This window comes from Ferrimonas kyonanensis DSM 18153 (assembly GCF_000425405.1).
Taxonomy (GTDB): Bacteria; Pseudomonadota; Gammaproteobacteria; order Enterobacterales; family Shewanellaceae; genus Ferrimonas; species Ferrimonas kyonanensis.
The window spans coordinates 183,331-201,962 of the sequence record NZ_KE384366.1; the positions used below are offsets into that span (position 1 = coordinate 183,331).

General features: G+C 58.9%; 9 protein-coding genes and 1 riboswitch. Of the genes, 3 read left to right on the plus strand and 6 right to left on the minus strand.

Annotated features, from left to right (window positions below; all coding sequences use genetic code 11):
- Window position 1: 1 nt before the first annotated feature.
- Window positions 2-4,453, minus strand: coding sequence for a glutamate synthase large subunit (gltB, locus tag H598_RS0119620; RefSeq protein ID WP_028114522.1), 4,452 nt, complete (start codon window positions 4,451-4,453; stop codon window positions 2-4).
- 413 nt (window positions 4,454-4,866) lie between these two features.
- On the opposite strand from gltB, the gene mnmL reads away from it, so the two are divergent.
- A complete protein-coding gene (gene mnmL / locus H598_RS0119625) occupies window positions 4,867-5,772 on the plus strand; it encodes a tRNA modification radical SAM protein MnmL/YtqA (RefSeq protein WP_028114523.1) in 906 nt (301 codons plus the stop codon).
- Window positions 5,773-5,834: 62 nt separating this feature from the next.
- Here the strand turns inward: mnmL and folE2 are convergent, their stop codons facing one another.
- Window positions 5,835-6,761 carry a GTP cyclohydrolase FolE2 gene (folE2, locus tag H598_RS0119630; RefSeq protein ID WP_028114524.1) on the minus strand — a complete coding sequence of 309 codons (927 nt, stop codon included), beginning with the start codon at window positions 6,759-6,761 and terminating at the stop codon, window positions 5,835-5,837.
- Between the two features lie 274 nt (window positions 6,762-7,035).
- Entirely contained in the window at window positions 7,036-10,248 is a 3,213-nt protein-coding gene (locus H598_RS0119635) for an SPOR domain-containing protein (protein ID WP_028114525.1), read from the minus strand.
- Between the two features lie 269 nt (window positions 10,249-10,517).
- Here H598_RS0119635 and H598_RS0119640 point away from each other — a divergent pair, with 269 nt between their 5' ends.
- Window positions 10,518-10,880 carry an Hpt domain-containing protein gene (locus H598_RS0119640; protein ID WP_028114526.1) on the plus strand — a complete coding sequence of 121 codons (363 nt, stop codon included), beginning with the start codon at window positions 10,518-10,520 and terminating at the stop codon, window positions 10,878-10,880.
- 53 nt (window positions 10,881-10,933) lie between these two features.
- On the opposite strand, the gene arcA is transcribed toward H598_RS0119640, so the two are convergent.
- The gene (gene arcA / locus H598_RS0119645) at window positions 10,934-11,653 is read right to left on the minus strand and encodes a two-component system response regulator ArcA (RefSeq protein WP_028114527.1); all 720 of its coding nucleotides are present in this window, start codon (window positions 11,651-11,653) and stop codon (window positions 10,934-10,936) included.
- A 634-nt stretch (window positions 11,654-12,287) separates the two neighbouring features.
- Window positions 12,288-12,464: riboswitch (Lysine riboswitch) on the plus strand.
- Window positions 12,465-12,521: 57 nt separating this feature from the next.
- Between arcA and lysC the strand changes: the two genes are divergently transcribed.
- Window positions 12,522-13,892, plus strand: coding sequence for a lysine-sensitive aspartokinase 3 (lysC, locus tag H598_RS0119650; RefSeq protein WP_028114528.1), 1,371 nt, complete (start codon window positions 12,522-12,524; stop codon window positions 13,890-13,892).
- 81 nt (window positions 13,893-13,973) lie between these two features.
- Here lysC and H598_RS27130 read toward each other — a convergent pair whose 3' ends face one another.
- Both H598_RS27130 and asnC read right to left on the minus strand, forming a co-directional pair.
- A complete protein-coding gene (locus H598_RS27130; protein ID WP_028114529.1) occupies window positions 13,974-17,903 on the minus strand; it encodes a S8 family serine peptidase in 3,930 nt (1,309 codons plus the stop codon).
- A gap of 176 nt (window positions 17,904-18,079) precedes the next feature.
- A complete protein-coding gene (gene asnC, locus H598_RS0119660) occupies window positions 18,080-18,541 on the minus strand; it encodes a transcriptional regulator AsnC (RefSeq protein WP_028114530.1) in 462 nt (153 codons plus the stop codon).
- Between the last annotated feature and the right edge of the window lie 91 nt (window positions 18,542-18,632).

The window sequence follows — 18,632 nt, forward strand, 5'->3', positions numbered from 1 at the left end:
CTTAGCTGGCCTTGACCTGAAGTTGCTGACTCTGTTCCAACGCCATCAACTCACCGAGTTGGCTGGCTTTGGGTTTGACGATGCGGAACTTCGGCAACCAATTGGTGAAGTCCTCGAGGATCTCCCGGGCCCGCTCGGAACCGGTGGTGTCCAGGTGCTCCTCCAGCAGTCGTTTCAGGTGCAACTGCACCATGGGCTCAACCACGGGCAGGGATTCCACCAGTTCGGTATTGAGGCGACGCTCGAGGGCATTGCGTTGATCGAAGATGTAGGCGAAGCCGCCGGTCATGCCGGCACCGAAGTTGACCCCGGTGCGACCCAGTACCATGACCACGCCGCCGGTCATGTATTCACAGCCGTTATCGCCACAGCCTTCGATGACCGCCACGGCGCCGGAGTTACGCACCGCAAAGCGCTCGCCGGCGGTACCGGCGGCGAACAGTTTGCCGCCGGTGGCACCGTACAGGCAGGTATTGCCGATGATGGCCGACTTGTGACTGCGGTAGGCCACGCCGGGCGGGGGCGTGATCACCAGCTGGCCGCCGGTCATGCCTTTGCCGACGTAGTCATTGGCATCGCCGGACAGGGTCATGTTCATGCCGGCGACGTTCCAGACGCCAAAACTCTGACCGGCGGAACCGGAAAGACGGATGTCCAGTGGCGCACCTTGCAGCCCCTGGTTGCCCCATTTGGCGGCGATGTAACCCGCCAGAGAGGCACCGACACTGCGATCGGTGTTCTGAACGTCCAGCTGCCAGCTGGCGGCCAGTTTGTTGTCCACCGATTGCTTGGCCAGTCCCAGCAGTTGCTGGTTCTTCAGCCCCTTATCGTCCGGCAAGTTACGCTCGGTGCAGAACAGAGCGGTGTGGTCGCCCGCCGGGGCGGAGGCCAGTACCGGCGTCAGATCCAGTCGGCCCTGACGGTCGCTTTCACCGGGCAACTGGGTCAGCAAGTCGGTGCGGCCAATCAGCTGGTTAAACTCGGTGACGCCCAGCGCCGCCATGTGGGCCCGCAGGTCTTCGGCGACAAACTGGAAGAAGTTGATCACTTTCTCCGGGGTGCCGTTGTAATGGTTGTCGCGCAGATCCTGGCGCTGGGTGGCGACCCCGGTGGCGCAGTTATTGAGGTGGCAAATACGCAGATACTTGCAACCCAAGGCCACCATCGGCGCGGTACCGAAGCCGAAGCTTTCGGCGCCCAGCAATGCCGCCTTGACCACATCCAGGCCGGTTTTCAGGCCGCCATCCACTTGCAGGCGCACCTTGTGGCGCAGGCCGTTGTTGACCAGTGCCTGCTGCACCTCGGCCAGACCCAGTTCCCACGGGCTGCCGGCGTAATGGATGGAGGTCAGGGGGCTGGCGCCGGTGCCGCCGTCGTAGCCGGAGACGGTGATCATGTCGGCATTGGCCTTGGCCACGCCGCAGGCGATGGTGCCGATGCCGGGCTCCGACACCAGTTTGACCGAGATGCGGGCCGCCGGGTTGATCTGCTTCAGATCGAAAATCAGCTGAGCCAGATCCTCGATGGAATAGATGTCGTGGTGCGGCGGCGGCGAGATCAGGGTGACGCCGGGACGGGAGTAGCGCAGGGTGGCGATTTCGGTGCTGACCTTATTGCCGGGCAGTTGGCCCCCTTCACCGGGCTTGGCTCCCTGGGCCACTTTGATCTGAATGACGTCGGCGCTCATCAGGTAGGCGGCGGTGACGCCGAAGCGACCCGATGCGACCTGCTTGATGCGGGAGTTGCCCGGGCTGTTGAAACGGCGGGGGTCTTCACCGCCCTCTCCGGAGTTGGAGTGGCCGCCGAGGCGATTCATGGCAATTGCCAACGCCTCATGGGCTTCCGGAGCCAGGGCGCCGATGCTCATGGCGGCGGTGTCGAAGCGCCAGTACAGCTGCTCAGCCCCTTCGACCCGAGTCAGGTCGACGCCGGTTTCCGGTGGGTTCAGGGTCAGCAGATCCCTCAGGGTGGCCACCGGGCGGGTGTCCACCAACTGGCAATAGCGGTCGTAATCGGACTGTTTACCGCTGTTGACGGCTTGCTGCAGTGCCTGGACTACGTCCGGATTGAAACAGTGGTACTCACCGCCGTGGACGTACTTGAGCAGCCCACCATGAGGCAGCGGCTGGCGCAGCTTAAAGGCGGACCGGTGCAGGGTCAGCTGATCCGCTTCGATGTCGGCGAAGTCGGCGCCCTGAATCCGGCTGGTGACGCCATGGAAACACAGATCAACCAGCTCGTCGCTCAGGCCGACCGCTTCAAACAGGCGGCTGCAGCGGTAGCTGGCGATGGTGCTGATCCCCATCTTGGAGAGAATCTTCTGCAGGCCTTTGTTAATGCCGGCGCGATAGCCCAGCAGCAACTGCCGCAGCTCACTGGTGTCGCCTTGCTGGCGAGCCAGCGCATCGATGGATTCGTAGGCCAGGTAGGGGTAGATGGCGGTAGCGCCAAAGCCCAGCAGCACCGCAAAGTGATGCGGATCGCGGGCCGAGCCGGTTTCCACCAGGATGTTGGTGTCGCAGCGCAGGTTGGTGTCTACCAATCGTTTCTGAATGGCACCCACGGCCATGGCGGCGGGCACCGGCAGGGTGTGTGGCTGCAGATTACGGTCACTCAGCACCACCATGGTGGCACCGTCCCGGGCGGCGGTTTCCGCTTCGGTACACAGGCGGCAGATGGCGGTTTTCAAGCCCTCTTCCTGGGGGTAGTTGAGATCCAGGGTGACCGACCGGTAGTGGTCGTTATCCAATGCCATCAACTGAGAGAAGTCGGAGTACAACAGCACCGGTGAGTCGAACATCACCCGGTTGGCGTGGCCGGTGGTTTCATTGAACAGGTTCTGCTCTTTGCCGATGCAGGTGGCCAGGCTCATGACGTGCTTTTCCCGCAACGGATCGATGGCCGGGTTGGTCACCTGGGCAAACTGCTGGCGGAAGTAGTCGCAGATGTGGCGTGCCTGCTGGGACAGCACCGCAATTGGGGTGTCATCCCCCATGGAGCCGATGGCTTCCTGAGCGCCGGCGGCCAGCGGCCACAGAATCTGTTGCAGCTCCTCGCGGGAGAGGTTGAACTGCTTCTGATACTGGCTCAGCTGTTGGGCGGACAGATCGCCGCAGCCAAGGGCGTCGGCCCCCAGCTTCTCTGGCGGGATCAGTCGCTTGGAGTTTACTTTCATCCACTCGCCATAGGGATGGCGTTGCTTCAGGTCCTGATCGATCTCAAACGAACGCATCAGGCTGCCGCTGAAGGTGTCCAGCACCAGCAGCTCGCCCGGGCCTACCCGGCCCTTTTCCACCACTTCGTCGGGCTGGTAGTCCCAGATCCCCACTTCCGAGGCCAGAGTCAGAATTCGGTCCTTGGTGATCACATAGCGAGACGGACGCAGGCCGTTGCGGTCGACGGCGCAGGCGGCATGGCGGCCGTTGGTCAGCACCACGCCGGCGGGGCCGTCCCAGGGCTCCATGTGCATGGAGTTGAAGTCATAAAACGCTTTCAACTCGTCGTCCATCTCCGGGTTGGACTGCCACGCTGGCGGGATCAGCAGCCGCATGGCGCGCTTGATGTCCATGCCACCGGCCAGCAGCACCTCCAACATGTTGTCGAGGCTGGAGGAGTCGGAGCCGGTTTCGTTGACAAACGGCGCCGCATCGTGAAGATCCGGCAGCAACGGCGACGAGAATTTATAGGCGCGAGCGCGGGCCCATTGGCGGTTACCGGCGATGGTGTTGATCTCGCCGTTGTGGGCCAGGAAGCGGAACGGCTGAGCCAGCTGCCAACGGGGTTGGGTATTGGTAGAGAAGCGCTGGTGGAACAGACAGATGGCACTCTGCATGCGCAGATCCGCCAGATCCGGGAAGACGTTGGGCAGATCCACCGGCAACATCAGTCCCTTGTAGACCACCACCTGGCCAGAGAGGCTGGCGATGTAAAAATCGGGGTCGTCACTGAGCTGCTTTTCGATGCGGCGGCGGGCCATGTACAGGCGCCGCTCCAGATCCCGTGAGCGCCAGCCGGCCGGGGCATTGATGAAGATCTGCTGGAAGGCGGGCACGGTGCCAGCGGCAATGCTGCCAAGCACGGATTCATTCACCGGGACGTCTCGCCAGCCGAGGACCGACAGGGTCTCCCTGGCCAGTTCCTGCTCGATGATGGCACGGCTGTGTTGGGTGCGGACCGGATCCTTGCTCATCATCAGCATGCCCACGGCATACTTATTGGATAAGCGCCAACCCTGCTCCTCGGCCAGGTGGCGGAAGAAACCATCCGGCTTCTTCATTAACAGGCCGCATCCGTCCCCGGTTTTGCCGTCGGCGCCAACGGCACCCCGGTGCTTAAGCCGGTCCAGGGCCTGAATGGCCGTACGGACAATGCGGTGGCTGGGCTCGCCATCCATATGGGCGATGAGCCCGAAGCCACAATTTTCGCGCTCAAAATTCGGCTGGTACAACGACATTCCCTCTCCTCCGCTTCGTGCAAACTTCTTTGCGTACTTCACATAATTATGCAGGCGAACTACTCAAAGTACCTAGGGTTAGTGCAAAGGTCAATCGGCCCCATCACGGTCTAAGTTGCTCGAGAATGGAATCATTCACAACCTGTATCGACTGCATATTTTGTTCTGAAATGTGAAACATTCTGTTTTGTTAATCGAATTAGTGTGAGCTTGGGGTGATTGTCGGTTCTCTAACAGAGTGGTTCGGTTTTAACTACTGCATTTTTTAGCGTGTTTTGTGATCCCGGCCCGAAAGCTCGTTCACTTATAAGTGAATAATCATTCGGAATAATGAATCGGGCTGTGATCCAGTTCTCACCTCGGCGGCGGCGACTCCAGTAAAATGGCGCGTTTTTTCGTCACCGGGAGTCCGCATGGGACTGGACCAATACGTTCATACGTTGGGCAACTACATGAAGGCCCGATACGGTCAGAAGATCCACAAACTGACTATCGATGCCAGCTTTACCTGCCCGAACCGGGATGGCTCTCTGGGGCGAGGGGGTTGCACCTTTTGTAATGTCTCTTCGTTCAGTCGCGAATTTGGCAGTCATAAAAGCGTGGCGGAGCAGTTGGCGCAGGGCAAACTGCACCGGGGAGTGGAGAAGCGCTACATGGCCTATTTTCAGGCTTACACCTCCACCTACGACGAGTACCGGGTGCTTAAGCAGCGCTATCAGGAGGCGGTGAACGTCTCCGACATCATCGGCCTGTGTGTGGGAACCCGACCGGACTGCGTACCCGACGAGGTGCTGTCGCTGTTGCTGGCGTACCAACAGCAGGGAATGGAAGTCTGGCTGGAGCTGGGGCTGCAGTCGGCCAATGATGAAACCCTGAAACGGATCAACCGTGGCCATGGCTTTGCCGAGTACCGGGATACGGTGCTGCGGGCTCGCAAGCTGGGATTGAAAGTGTGCACCCATCTGATCATGGGGTTGCCTGGTGAAGGGCCGGAGCAGGCGTTCGAGACCCTGGACCAGGTATTGGCCCTTGGGGTGGACGGCATCAAGCTGCACCCGCTGCATGTGGTGCAGAACAGCATCATGGCTAAGCAATACCAGGCTGGGCGGCTGTCGCTGATGGACGCCGACACCTACATGGATACCGCCGCCGAGATGATTCGACGCACCCCGAAAGAGGTGGTGTTTCATCGGGTCAGTGCCTACGCCAAACCGCCCGAGTTGATTGCTCCGTCATGGTGTGGCGACAAGTGGCTGGCGCTGAATGGCATTATCGAACGCCTGAAGCGCGATGGTGGCCAGGGGTCGGCGTTGGCGTAATCCGATGCCAATACACAAAAAAGGCCGGGCATTTGCCCGGCCTTTTTAATGCGCGTGCGCCGTTACGGCTGGTAGCCGTTTTCGACCCCTTTGCAAGTCACCGACACCGCATCATGGGCGTGCAGACTTTCCAGGTGGTTGACTCGCAACCAGAAATCGAAGAAGTCACTGGTATCGTTCAGCGCCATCTTCAAACGACGGGCGGCGTCTTCGACGAACATCAGGTTCTGTCCGTTGAGACGGGCAAACTCCTGCTCGTCTTCTCGCTTCACGGCAGCCTGGACCGGAGTGGCCAGGGCCGATTCGATGCGGTCGACCAGTTTCACGATGGGCAATTCGGTCAGTTCGTTGTCCAGTTTTACCCAGACCTCGGCAACGCTGCGTTGGCTGTGCGGCGTCGCCACCACGCCCTGGGTGGTGCCCAGCCACTGGTGAATCTCCTCGGCGGACAGGCTCTGCTTATCCCCGAAGTCACGGTTGAACGACTCCTGGATCAGCTGCCGTGCCAGCGCGGCGGAGCAGGGGCAGGTGGAGGAGTAGGACACATCCACATTCATCTCCAGGGTCAACGCGCCCTGGTTGAGGCTGCCGACCAGAGTCACCGGGTACGCACGCCAACCGCTGTTGTCAGACAGCAATGAAGGGCGACGCAGGTGGTAATCGAAACTGATCTTAATTCGAGCGCGGTCTGACAGGGCCTCGTGGCTGGAGATAAAGTTATCCAGCAAGGCTTTCATGCTGGCCAGGTTCAGCTCGCCGTTCAGGGACAGCTGATCCAGTGCCAGATACAGGCGCGACATGTGAATCCCCTTGGCCTGGGGATTGGGAAGGTTCACAAAGGCTTCTACCTTTGCGGTTACCGCCCGTGACTGACCGTCATCGGCTGTCACTGTCAGTGGTAATTCAATGTTGCTCATTCCGACCCAGTCCAGAGTTCCCCCGATCTGGGCTTTGGCACTGCTAGCAACATCGGGCATTGTTGTCGCCATGGACACAGACTCCGTCAATTATCTAACCCTTAACTGCTTAAGGGCAGCGATTGTAACATGTGGCGGCGATTTCGCCGTCAAAAACTTTGCCGTCAAACTCGATTACGGCAAACGAAAATGCGGTATTGTGCGGCGAAGACGACACTGGGTGACGAGCAGGGCCATGACGTTTGCTTATAAAGCCACCGTCATTGATACCGGTTATGGAACGATGCGCCTACAGGCGCCATTAGCGCCCGGCGACCGCCGGGCTCTAATCAGGAAGGAACAGAATCTATCGCACCGAGGCGACGCTGCGCAACCATGGGTTTTGTGGGGCCTTTGGCAATGCGCCTAACGCCCGTTGGGCCTGTGGTTTGTCGGCAAAGCTGCCCCACAGCACCTGATACCATCCCTTGTGCAGATGAATGTGGGCGTCGGTGCCCAATTTCAAGTGAGCAATGACTTTTTCGGCATTGGCCTTGTCCTTGGTGGCGGCCAGTTGCCAGGTAAAGTGGGCCGGATTTTGCTGACTGAGCCAGTCAGAGTTGCGATCATCGCCGCGGTCCGGCTGCGGTTTACGCTTTTTGTCCCACTCCAGATAGGCCCGGTGCTGGTACTGAAGACCGCCTACCGGCTTCACCAGAGGCAGGTCATTGGCAAACTCCTTGGGCACGTCACGCAGGCCATATTGGGCCGAGCGTTGGCTGGGGAACTGGCCGGCGATCAGCAGGTGCATGGGGCGGCCGTCGCGCAATACCGTAACTTGCTCCAGGGACTGGTCCGGGTGACGGGCTCGCAACGCATTCAAATCAAACTTGTTGCGGTTGGCGGCCAGTTGGATGGTGTAATCCTGAGACTCCATCCGCATCACCCCTTGCTCCAGAGCCGGCAGGCTGTCGAGTTTTCGGGTCGGGGTTGCCTGAGGGGCGGCCACCTGACTGGTGACGTCCACCACCGCTGGCTGCTCTTGATACTTGATGCGCAGATCCTGCTGCTGGAAACGGATCTTCTTGCCGGAGATGGCGACCGGGAACACCGGCTCTTCCGCCAGGGCGCCGAGGCTTCCCAACTGGCCGACGTCCGGCTGCAACAGGTAGTAGCCGGGCTTCATGGCGTTGAACTGAAACTCGCCTTGTGGGCCGGTGGTCAGATTGGCCAGCGGCTGTTGGTGCAGGTCCTTGAGGACCATATGAACGCCGGCCAGAGGCTGGCCATCGTGGTCTTTGACCACTTGTCCTTTGATGTCTGTCAGCGCCACCAGGGGCAGATCCACGGTGACGTGCTTACCGGTCATGGGCATCACTTCCACCGGACCGTCCCGCAGCACCATCTGCTCCGGCAGGGTTTCCGGACCCAGAGCGATGCGGTACAGGGTGTTGGAGGCCACCTGGGTCAGGCGCACTTCACCGGTATCATTACTGGCCTGGTGCGGGATGCTGGGGGAGGTCAGCAGGGTGACGCCGCGAATTGGCTGATCGCTGGCGTCGAAGCGACCGTTGTTGTTGCTGTCGACAAACAGGCGCACATTGATGTCGGCCAGTTGTGGCCGGTAGTCGCTGCCGCGCATGCGGGAGTCTTGATAGTTGAGTGCGATGGCGCTGGTGGCACTGACCTGCCAGTCGCCACGGGTATCCACATTGCCTCGAAGGCCAAGAGTGAACCAGTCATAAGTCAGGGAGACCTGATGACCCAGTCCAAAGCGGCTCTTGCTGTCGAGGGGATCCCGGTAGAACAGCTCGGTCTGGTTGTTGACCCCACGCCACGGGCGCCAACGCAGCAGGGTGGTGAGATCGCCGATCCCCTCGCCGGTTTGGTAGTCCATGTAGCCAGAGACGTTCCAGTCCAGCATCGGGGTGTCAAACATCAGCCGCCCCAGCATTCGCTGACTGCTGTCTTTGAAGGAGGTGTCGTAGGCCAGGTAGTTGGTCAGGGCGACGTTGCCCAACTGAGTCGACAACCGCGAGTCCAGCTGGGTGGAGTCGTCACCGTTGTCCAGAGTGCGGTAGGCCGCGCCCAACTGATACTGCCAACCGCCGGCCTGATGGAAGCTGCCTTCGATCTCGGCCCGGGTGCTGGAGGTTTTGCCGTTGTCGTCGAACAGGCCCGGCAGCAGATCGTCGGTGCGACTGGACTGGTAATCCTGGTAATTCTCATGGGTGATGCGCAGGCTGTGGTCGGTACCGATCAGTTTCTGCCAGCCAAGTGAGAAGGCGTTACCGGCGTCCTGTTGCGAGGAGACCTCCACAAACCAGGTGCTGTCCCACCAGTAGGCGGTGACGTCGGCGCCATAGTAGGTGCGATCTTCCAGTCGGCCCCAGTTCTGCACCGTTTGCTGACTGTAGCTGGCGCCGATGGTGATCTGATCCGTCAAGCCGTACTGGGCCCGGCCGCTGTAAGCCCGGCGCAGCTCCAGGTCCGCCAGTTCATCCTGATCTTTGTGGGTAAACAGGTTGCTGGTCTGGTCGATGTAGAAGCCGGAGTAGCCCAGCTGCCCCTGACCCAGTCTCAGGCCACCGCTTTGAACGGTTTTGCGGCGCACCATGTATTCGCCGTTGGGGCCAAACAGGTGGATCTCGAACAGGTTGGAGCCTTCCACCACCGGAATATCCCGGAAACGGTAGCGGTTGTCGTCGCTGGCACTGGCGATGCGCACCAAGGCGCCGTTGCGGTACAGGTGCACCTTCCAGCCCGCCGGGGCGTTGCCTTCGATAACGGTACGGCCGAAACGGTCGGAGTTGATGTCGCTCTGGTTGCCGAACACCACCCCCTGGCCCTCGATGCGGCCGTTGACCAGGTTGTCGCCGTAGTAGCTGACGTCTCCCACCTGATAGCCACCCAACTGGAACGGCAGGCGTTCGTCGAGATCGCCATAGTCCCGCGACAACCGCAGACGGTAGTTGTCGTCCTGGCCCTGGCTGCGGTCGTAGCTGAATTCATAGCTGTGGTAGCCCAGGTCACCGGTGGCCAGCATGTTGAGGTGGTAGTCTTCGGTCAGGTAGTCCTCGCCGGCAATGGCGGCGTCTCCCTGCAGGTAGACCACTGGCTTGTTGTAGGGCTGGTAATCATGGGGGTGAATCGGGTCGAAGCTGGTGGCGGTGATCTCGCGGCGATCCTCGGGATCATTGGTGACCTGATTCAGGGTCACGGATTGCTGCACCGCCGGCAGAGGTACGCTGGCGCTGACGTTCACCTTTTGACCCAAAGTGTGGATGTTTAGGTTGATTGGCAGCAATTTTTGAATGAACTGCGGCTCAAGGTAAATATCCACATTGTCCCGTCCCCAGATCATGGCTGGGTCAACGGCAATTTGATTAAAGCCTCTGCGCGCCTGATCTTTATTCAGGTCCAGCATCAGGTTGGCATTTTCTCCCTGAATCCAACCGGATGCGATTAAGGCATGGGGATCGACCTGAACGTCGATGCCCAAAGACGTGGCCAGTCCCTGCAGCGGCAGCAGTAGTTTTTGCTGATACTGATAGACGGCAAGTTGATCCGTTAACTGCACACCCTGAGCGTTCAGAGTGAAAGGTTTAAGCTGTTGTTTAGGTAAAACAATTTCAGATGAATTGGCACTGAAAACACAACAACTCAGTAACCCTGATAAGGCTAGGGTAACAACTCGCATTGAAATCACAACGACTGGCTATAAATGGGCGTAGATAATAGCATTTTTTCGCCACATCTGGCATGAGGAATAGACATTTTTGTCTGAACAAACCAATAACCTGTGATAACCTGCATTGGCAAAATAGTAGTCAGTAATGGAGTCTGAGCATGACGAGTGCAAATACCGCTTCGTTGGATCTACAAACCCTGGATGCCTATTGCAGTGCCATTGGGGCAGCAACGTTGCTTAAAAGTGTGGTGATGTTTGAGCAGATGGCACCGGAGTACCTGCAGACCATGGCCGCGGCTATGCAGTGCAGTGACAAGCCTCTGTTATGCAGTGAAGCGCACAAGCTGAAAGGTGCGGCTGGCTCGGTGGGATTAAAACGGATTCAGATGTTGTCGCAACAGTTGCAGTGTGGTGATGAGCCACAATGGCAGGCTGAGCACGGTCAATGGTATCAGGAGATTGAGAGCCATCTTGAGGAAGACATTGCCAATTTGAAGGCATACCTCAGCGCTCGGGCCTGAGCCGAAGCCACAAAAAAAGCCGCATCAGCGGCTTTTTTTGTGGGCCGAACGTCTTACAGACCGTCCAGCTGACCACAGAAGCGGTAACCTTCGCCGTGAATGGTGGCGATGATTTCCGGAGTCTCCGGGTGGCTTTCGAAGTGCTTGCGGATGCGACGAATGGTTACGTCGACAGTCCGGTCATGAGGCTTCAGCTCACGGCCCGTCATCTTCATCAGCAAATCGGCACGGGACAAAATTTTACCCGGGTTCTCAACAAAGTGCAGCATCGCGCGGAACTCACTGCGAGGCAGCTTGAACGGTTCGCCACTTGGGCTAACCAGCGAACGGCTGTTGATCTCCAGAGACCATCCGTTAAACAGATAGTGCTCAACCTGAGGCTTCTCATCGGATTGCTTATTGGTGCTGACAATTCGATTCAACAGGTTACGGGCACGAATGGTCAGTTCACGAGGGTTGAATGGTTTGGTGATGTAATCATCCGCGCCAATTTCCAAGCCCAGGATCTTGTCCACTTCGTTGTCACGTCCGGTGAGGAACATGAGTGCAATGTTGTTGTTTTCGCGAAGTTCGCGGGCCAGCAACAGGCCATTTTTACCTGGCAGGTTGATGTCCATGATCACCAGGTTCACTTTGTGAGCCTTGAGAACATCGTGCATCTCGTCGCCATCAACGGCTTCAGAGACCAGGTACCCTTCAGCTTCAAAGATGCTTTTCAGGGTGTTTCGAGTGACGGCTTCGTCCTCGACGATAAGGATATGTGGATTTTGCATGATCAGCTACCTAAAGCGCTCGCCATTTCAAACCAACCGCCTGACTAGGGGCAGAGCCCCATAACCCAGACATAATGCCTATGCAAATTCCTTTTCGGCGTATGTAAGCCCGATGCGCTAGCATTGGGGGTGCCAGGACGAAGTAGGATTCGTACTGTTTCGTTAGAAGCCCTAAAAATACCGTAAAAAGGATTAAATGTTAGCCGCAAATGTTAACAGAATCCGATTTCTGTCGATTGGGTCACATTTTGTGAATTTCACGGGTGGTTTTTGTTTCAACCTGTAAGCTTCTCGCCGAAAGGTGTCTGTAATAATAGACGAATTTTACCCTGTTAACGGAATAACTGAGATTTATACCAACCCCTTACTTTTTTCTAGCCTGTGACCTGACATCGGCCTTGGCACTCCGGCCCCGATTGGTTCAGGCATCAGAAGCGTGGTTTTGGTACAGGATTCAGGTTCATCCCGATTTGCGGGGCGGTGGTTACTTGGGTCCATACTGATGGGCTATCTGTTCATAACCCGTACAGCTCGAAAAAAACTCAATGGTTTGACAACAAATCGACACTAAGGTTTAGTATTCGCACCCCTTATGCATCAGATTGGTCATTTTTTTACTGACCGGTTGATTCTCGGGGCCAGAAGAGGAGCGCGACCCAGGCAGTTCCGGCGAGAGGATCGAACCTCAACGACCCGGAATCAGGGGGAGTTGCGCCGAGAGGAGGGATGCGTTCGATCGCCAGCTCCTCGGTCAATGGGGCTGAATCCCCATGGCTGTCACCTGACACTATGGTGGAGAGCTTCTGGTCGCTGACGCCCCGCGTGTTGTCGTACCAGACTCTTCGAACGCAATTGAAGGTTCGAAGTCATGAATAATCAAAACACATCTCTTACGGTCGCCAAGTTTGGCGGCACCTCCGTGGCCAACTTTGAGGCCATCAATCGCTGCGTCGACATCATTGAGGCGGACCCCAAGGTCAGGCTGGTGGTGGTCAGCGCCGCCGCCGGTGTCACCAACCGGTTGGTGGAGTTATCGGCAGGCCAGACTGATCTGGCGCGCCGCCAGGCGCTGCTGCACGACATCGCCGCCATTGAATACGCCATGTTGGACCGGCTTGAAAATCGCAGCCAGGTGGCGGCCGAACTGGATGCCCTGCTGGCGTTGATGGCCAGCCTCAGCGGTCGCATCGCCGCCGGTGACGGTGAGCCGGCGCTGGCGGATCAGTTGCTGTCGCTGGGGGAGCGCTGCTCGACCCTGTTGTTGACCGAATTGTTGAATCAGCGTGGCATTGCGGCGGTAAACTTCGATGCCTGCCAGGTGATGCGGACCGACGACCATTTTGGCCGGGCGTCGCCGCAGTTGGCGCAGCTGGAAAGCCTGTGCGAACAGCACCTGCTGCCGCAGCTTGCCACTCAGGTGGTGGTCACCCAGGGCTTTATCGGGGCCGACCAACAGGGGCGGGTCACCACCCTGGGCCGGGGCGGCTCCGACTACAGCGCGGCGCTGCTGGCGCAATCGTTGCGGGCGCGGGTGCTGGCGATCTGGACCGACGTCGATGGCATCTACAGCTGTGATCCGCGGGTGGTCGCCGACGCCCATCCCATTGCCGAGTTGAGCTTCAATGAGGCGGCGGAGATGGCCACCTTTGGTTCGAAAATCCTTCACCCGGCGACCATTCTGCCGGCGGTTCGCGGCGGCTGCCAGGTGTTCGTCGGCAGCACCTATGCGCCACAGAAAGGTGGCACCTGGATTCGTTCCGAGTGCGGCTCGCAGCCGGTGTTTCGAGCGCTGAGCCTAAGACGGCGGCAGACGCTGTTGACCGCCCACAGCCTCAATATGTTGCACGCTCAGGGGTTCTTGGCCGAGCTGTTTGCGGTGCTGGCCCGTCATCGCATCTCGGTGGACTTGATCACCACCTCAGAGGTGTCGGTGGCGTTGACGTTGGATCAAACCGGGTCCGATTCCAGCGGCCGGGCGCTGGTGTCGCAGGCGTTGCTGGACGAGTTGGCGCCGCTGTGCCGGGTCGAAGTGGAGCAGGACCTGGCGTTGGTGGCGGTGATTGGCAACCACATCGCCAAGACCTCGGGCATTGGCATTCGAGTGCTGGAAGCGATGCAAGACAGCAATGTGCGGATGTTCTGCCAGGGCGCCAGTGCTCACAACCTCTGCTTTCTGGTGGATGGCGATGAGGCGGAGAGTATTGTGCAGCGCCTGCATCGGCAGTTATTGACGGCATAAGGGAAGCGGAACCGCCACGACGGTTCACGGCAAAAGAAAGGGGAGCCATCAGGCTCCCCTTTTTCAGGTCAGGCGTGGACCTTAGGCCGCCTTGCGGCGACGGGCGAAGGCCAGGCCAGACAGGGCCAGAGCCAGGAAGCCCAGGCTACTGGAGTCGGAAGACCCACCGGTGCTCACTACAGGAGCGTCGGTGATGTTAACCGTCAACTGGGCGTTGTCGGTAGTCTCTTCGGCATCGCTGGCGGCGATGGCGAAGGTCAGCGCGCTGCCGGAGGCATCGGCTGGCAGGGTCATGGACAGCACCTGGCCGGTAACGGTGAACTCGACGTCGGTACCACCGGTCTGGGTGACGGTCCAGGTCAGGGTATCGCCATCGATGTCGGTAGCGAACTCGGACAGGGCCACGCTGAAGGCTGAGCCTTCTGCACCGCTGACGGTATTCGAGGCGGTAATGGTCGGCGCATCGTTAACGTTTTCGACGGTGATGGCTACTGACGCTTCGCCAGAAGCAGTGTCACCATCCATCAGGCTGTAGCTGAAGCTGTCGGCACCGACAAAGTCGGCGTTCGGCGCGTAGCTGAAGCTGCCGTCTTCCTTCATGGTGACCGTGCCGTTCTCGGGCTGTTCAGTCACAGTCGCTTTAAGGTCAGAGGAGCTGGCCACCTGGAACTGGTGGATTGCTTCCTGAACCAGGCCACCGGCACTGGCGGTCAGATTCAGTACCTTGGTGCTGCTGATGCTGTCGTTGTCGGTCACGCTGAAGTCAACGCTGCTGTCTTCGTCGACAGTAATGGCGTCGTCCATCGCCGCATCCGGGTCGGTAACCATCAGGTCAAAGGCGAAGTCGACGGAACCGGCAGGGTTGCCGAAGACTTCAATCAGGTCACCGGCGGCGACGGCGTCACCAGTACCGTTATGGTACAGGGTTACGCCCTTGGAGCCGGAGATGTCCTCGATACCCACAGTCAGGTTAGCAGGCAGAGCGTCCACCTTGGCGTACTCGAAGTGCACGCCTTCGGTGTCACCCAGCTGCAGCCAGATCTGGAAGGTATAGCTGTTGCCGGAGTTGTCGTTATAGACCTGGGCGTCGGCCCACTCCAGTACCAGCCAGTCGTTGGTGCCATCACCGACAATGGTGAAGTACATGTTACCGCCACCGGTATCGCCGGCGGTGCCATCGTTCAGATCCATGTCGGTCCAGAATGGCGCCAGGATGTTGTTAGGCTGAGCGCTGTCCGGCAGTTCACGGTTGTTCCAGGTGCCGCTGGTGGAACCACCGCCGGCAATGGCCATACCGTTGTCGGACATGGTGATGGAGGTGTACTCCTGGCCCAGGTACTTGAAGCCAGGCAGGCCAGCAGCCGCCAGGTTCAGGTTGATGGCCACTTCATCACAGCCGTCGTCACAACCTGGAGCCACGCCATTGGCTTTCAGGCCATAGCCAAAGCTGCCAGTGGTGTGATTCAGTTCGGCGCTGCTTTCCTTGAGGCGACCGGTCCAGGCAACGGTACCGTTGTCTTCATTGACGTCGAAACCGGTTTGAGTGGCTTCGTTGGTGTCAACCTTGGCGGAACCGGCGACCATCGTGGTGCCAGCCGGGATCGAGGCGCGGACGGTGACAAAGTCATCGGCGTCAAAGCCCTGGTTCTCGTAGTGAGTGCTCACTTCCACGGCCTGATCCACGGTGGTGGAGGTGGCTGCGACGGCGATGTTGTTACCACTGGCGCTGTTGGCAAACACCACCAGCGGCAAGTGGGCCTGGTCGCCATTGACCTGAACCTGACCAAAGTGCCAGTCGTCCGAGGCCAGCATCATGCTGTCGACGGTGATCATCACTTTGCCAGAGGCGCCACCGGCCAGAGACAGGCTGTCCTGGTCGAAGCTGATGTCGGCGCCTTCCAGCATGCCGGTGAAGGCGTAGCTCTTTTCAGAGGTGTCAGAGGCATCGCGCTTATCATTGACGGTCAGCTCGAAGCTGCACTCTTTCAGGCAAGCCGGGCTTACCAGTGAGGCTTTGTCGAAGGTCACCGTGGCGGAGATGGCATCGGCCACTTCCATTCGACCGGCGCCCACATCAAAGGCATCTGCCGGCGTGTCGGCGTCCTCTTTCTTCAGACCGTTGTCCTCGGTGGAGGAGGTCAGGGCCGTCTTGATGTCGATGGCAGACCATTCCGGGTGCGCCTGCTTCATCAGCGCGGCGGCGCCGGCAACGTGTGGGCTGGCCATGGAGGTGCCACTGATGGCGGCAAAGGTGGCGCCGTCGCTGCCTGGGTCGTCTTTGGACCAGGCGGACAGGATGTCGGTGCCTGGGGCGGCCAGATCCGGCTTCAGGAAGCTGGCATCACCGTTTGGACCCCGAGAAGAGGTGGCAGCCACGTTGTCGGCGTACATCATGTTGGTCAGCGCAGAGGTAGTCATACCGATGGTCAAATCGACACCGGCCTCGCCGGCGGCGGTGATCTCGGCCAGAACCTTGGCGCCGTCGGCCTGATCAATCATCACCGAAGGGATGGTGCCACTGTCCATGGACATGGTGATGGGCTGACCGGCTCGGTTGTTGTAGACCACCATACCGGTGGCACCGGCATCGGCGGCGTTGGTGGCTTTGTCGGCAAAGGCGCACGCGCCACGGCTGATGACGGCGATTTTGCCTTTGAAGCTGTCGGCGGCGAACGGTGCGCACCCTTCAAAGTTGTCGGCGTCGACGTCCATGGCGGCGGCGGCAGGCGCGGTCAGGTCCGCATCCAGATCTTCCAGGCGAGCCTTGCCGGTGCCTTCGATGGCCACCAAATCGCTGAGGCTGCCAATGGCAACCGGTTTGGCGAAGAAGCGTCCGTGAGTGGTGTTGGCGACGGTAATACCGGCTTCAATACAGCCTGGGCAACCGACAGTTTGGGCACCAGAGCCGGAGTTACCGGCGGAGGTGGCGATCACCACGCCAGCGGCTTCGGCGTTGGTAAAGGCGTCAACGTAAGGGCTGAAGGCCGGATCGGCACCGGCGCTGCCGCCCCAGGAGTTGTTGATGACGTCGGCGCCGTCTTTCACGGCCATCTCCAGTGCTTCCAACAACATGATGTTGGAGCCGGAGCCGCCATGGATGTCGTCGGCCGGAGCGTACAGGGCTTTGTAGGACATCAGGTAGGCACCTGGCGCCACACCTGAGATTTCGCTCTCAATGCCGTTGTAGGTGGCCATGATGGAGTTACCTACCGCAGTACCGGCAACGTGGGTACCGTGACCGCCGTAACCCAGCGGGCTCAGGTGCTCATCCGGGGCAACCTCAAAGGTTGGCGTGGAGTAACGGGCGACGATCAGCTTGTTGTTACAGAAGCTCTCGTCGACGCTGGCACAGTAATCGTCGTCCGGCAGCGTGGCGCTGTCAGGGGCAGTAAAGCCTTCTCCGGAGAACATCGGGTGCTCGGGACGGATACCGGAATCGATGATGGCGACCTTGATGCCTTTACCGGCTTCGGCCATGCCACCCACCAGTTCCCAGGCTTCCGGCACGTGGATCAGAGGACGAGAAGCGTCCATCTGCACATGATACAGGGCGTGTTCATACACCGCCGCGACGCCGGGTAAGGCCTGCAGCTGCTCTTTGGTCAGGCCTTTACCGGCAACGCTGACGCCGTTGAACAGAGTATCAAATTGGGTTTCGACCTTAGCCCCGATGCCGGCGGCACGGTTGGCAAAGCTCTGGCGTTGCTGCTTCAGGTGGCTGGCGTAGCTCTGCACCTGGCTGCTGGCAAAATTCAGTTTGTTGTCGGCAGTGCGGGCTGCCTGAGTGGAGGCAAATCCTTTGACACCGCCCTGATAGGCTGCGATGGGTGCGTCTTGCAGTTTCACCAGGAACCGGGGAGTGGTGTCCTGGTTGTATTCACGCACTGCGGGGGCCTGATATTGGGTACCTTGAGTCTCGAGTTGAATGCCTTTGGCTGACAAGTCAGCCGCGGTAAGAGCCGGGCTTGCCATCAGCAAGCTGCTCACCGCTAGGGCGATACGTGTTTTCATTATTCTTAATCCCTGAATTACGCTGTTGTTCAAACTGCGACTGCTTCCTGCAGTTTGTTCTAGCCACTGTACCAGTGACGTCACGACGTTTTAACACGACATTAACTTAACCGCCACCGCAGAGTGAGGGGTATTCATCTTCCCGCCCCGGTAAAGCTGGTGAATAATGCTTTCTTTCATGGATTTATCTGGCGATGTATCGGTTGTTGCAGGGATAACAGCGTTTCAGTTGACTGAATTTGCTCGATGGACTGAATTTGATGAACCAGCAGATGGTGCAGGGCATCGATATTGCGGGTGAGAATTTTGGTGAAGATGCTGTAGTGGCCGGTGGTGTAGTAGGCCTCAACCACTTCCGGCAAGGCTTGAAGCTGCTTCAGTACGTCCGGGTAGTCTCCGGCGGTTTTGAGGTTGATGCCGATAAAGCAGCATACCTGGTAGCCGAGTTTTTTTGGGTCGACCATTACCTGGGCGGAGGTGATGATGCCCGCCTGCTTCATTTTTTCGATGCGCACATGGACGGTGCCCGGACTGACGCCGTTGCGTTTGGCCAGTTCGGCGTAGGGGGTGCGGGCATCGGCCTGCAGGGCGGTGAGGATGGTTTTATCCAGATTATCGATTCGGTAGTCTTCGGTCACTTTATGGTCGCCTCATTGATGATTCGCCAGAAATCGGCAATAAAATTGTCGAATCAAAATGGTATCAGCTTTATTTGTTGGTGAATATTGA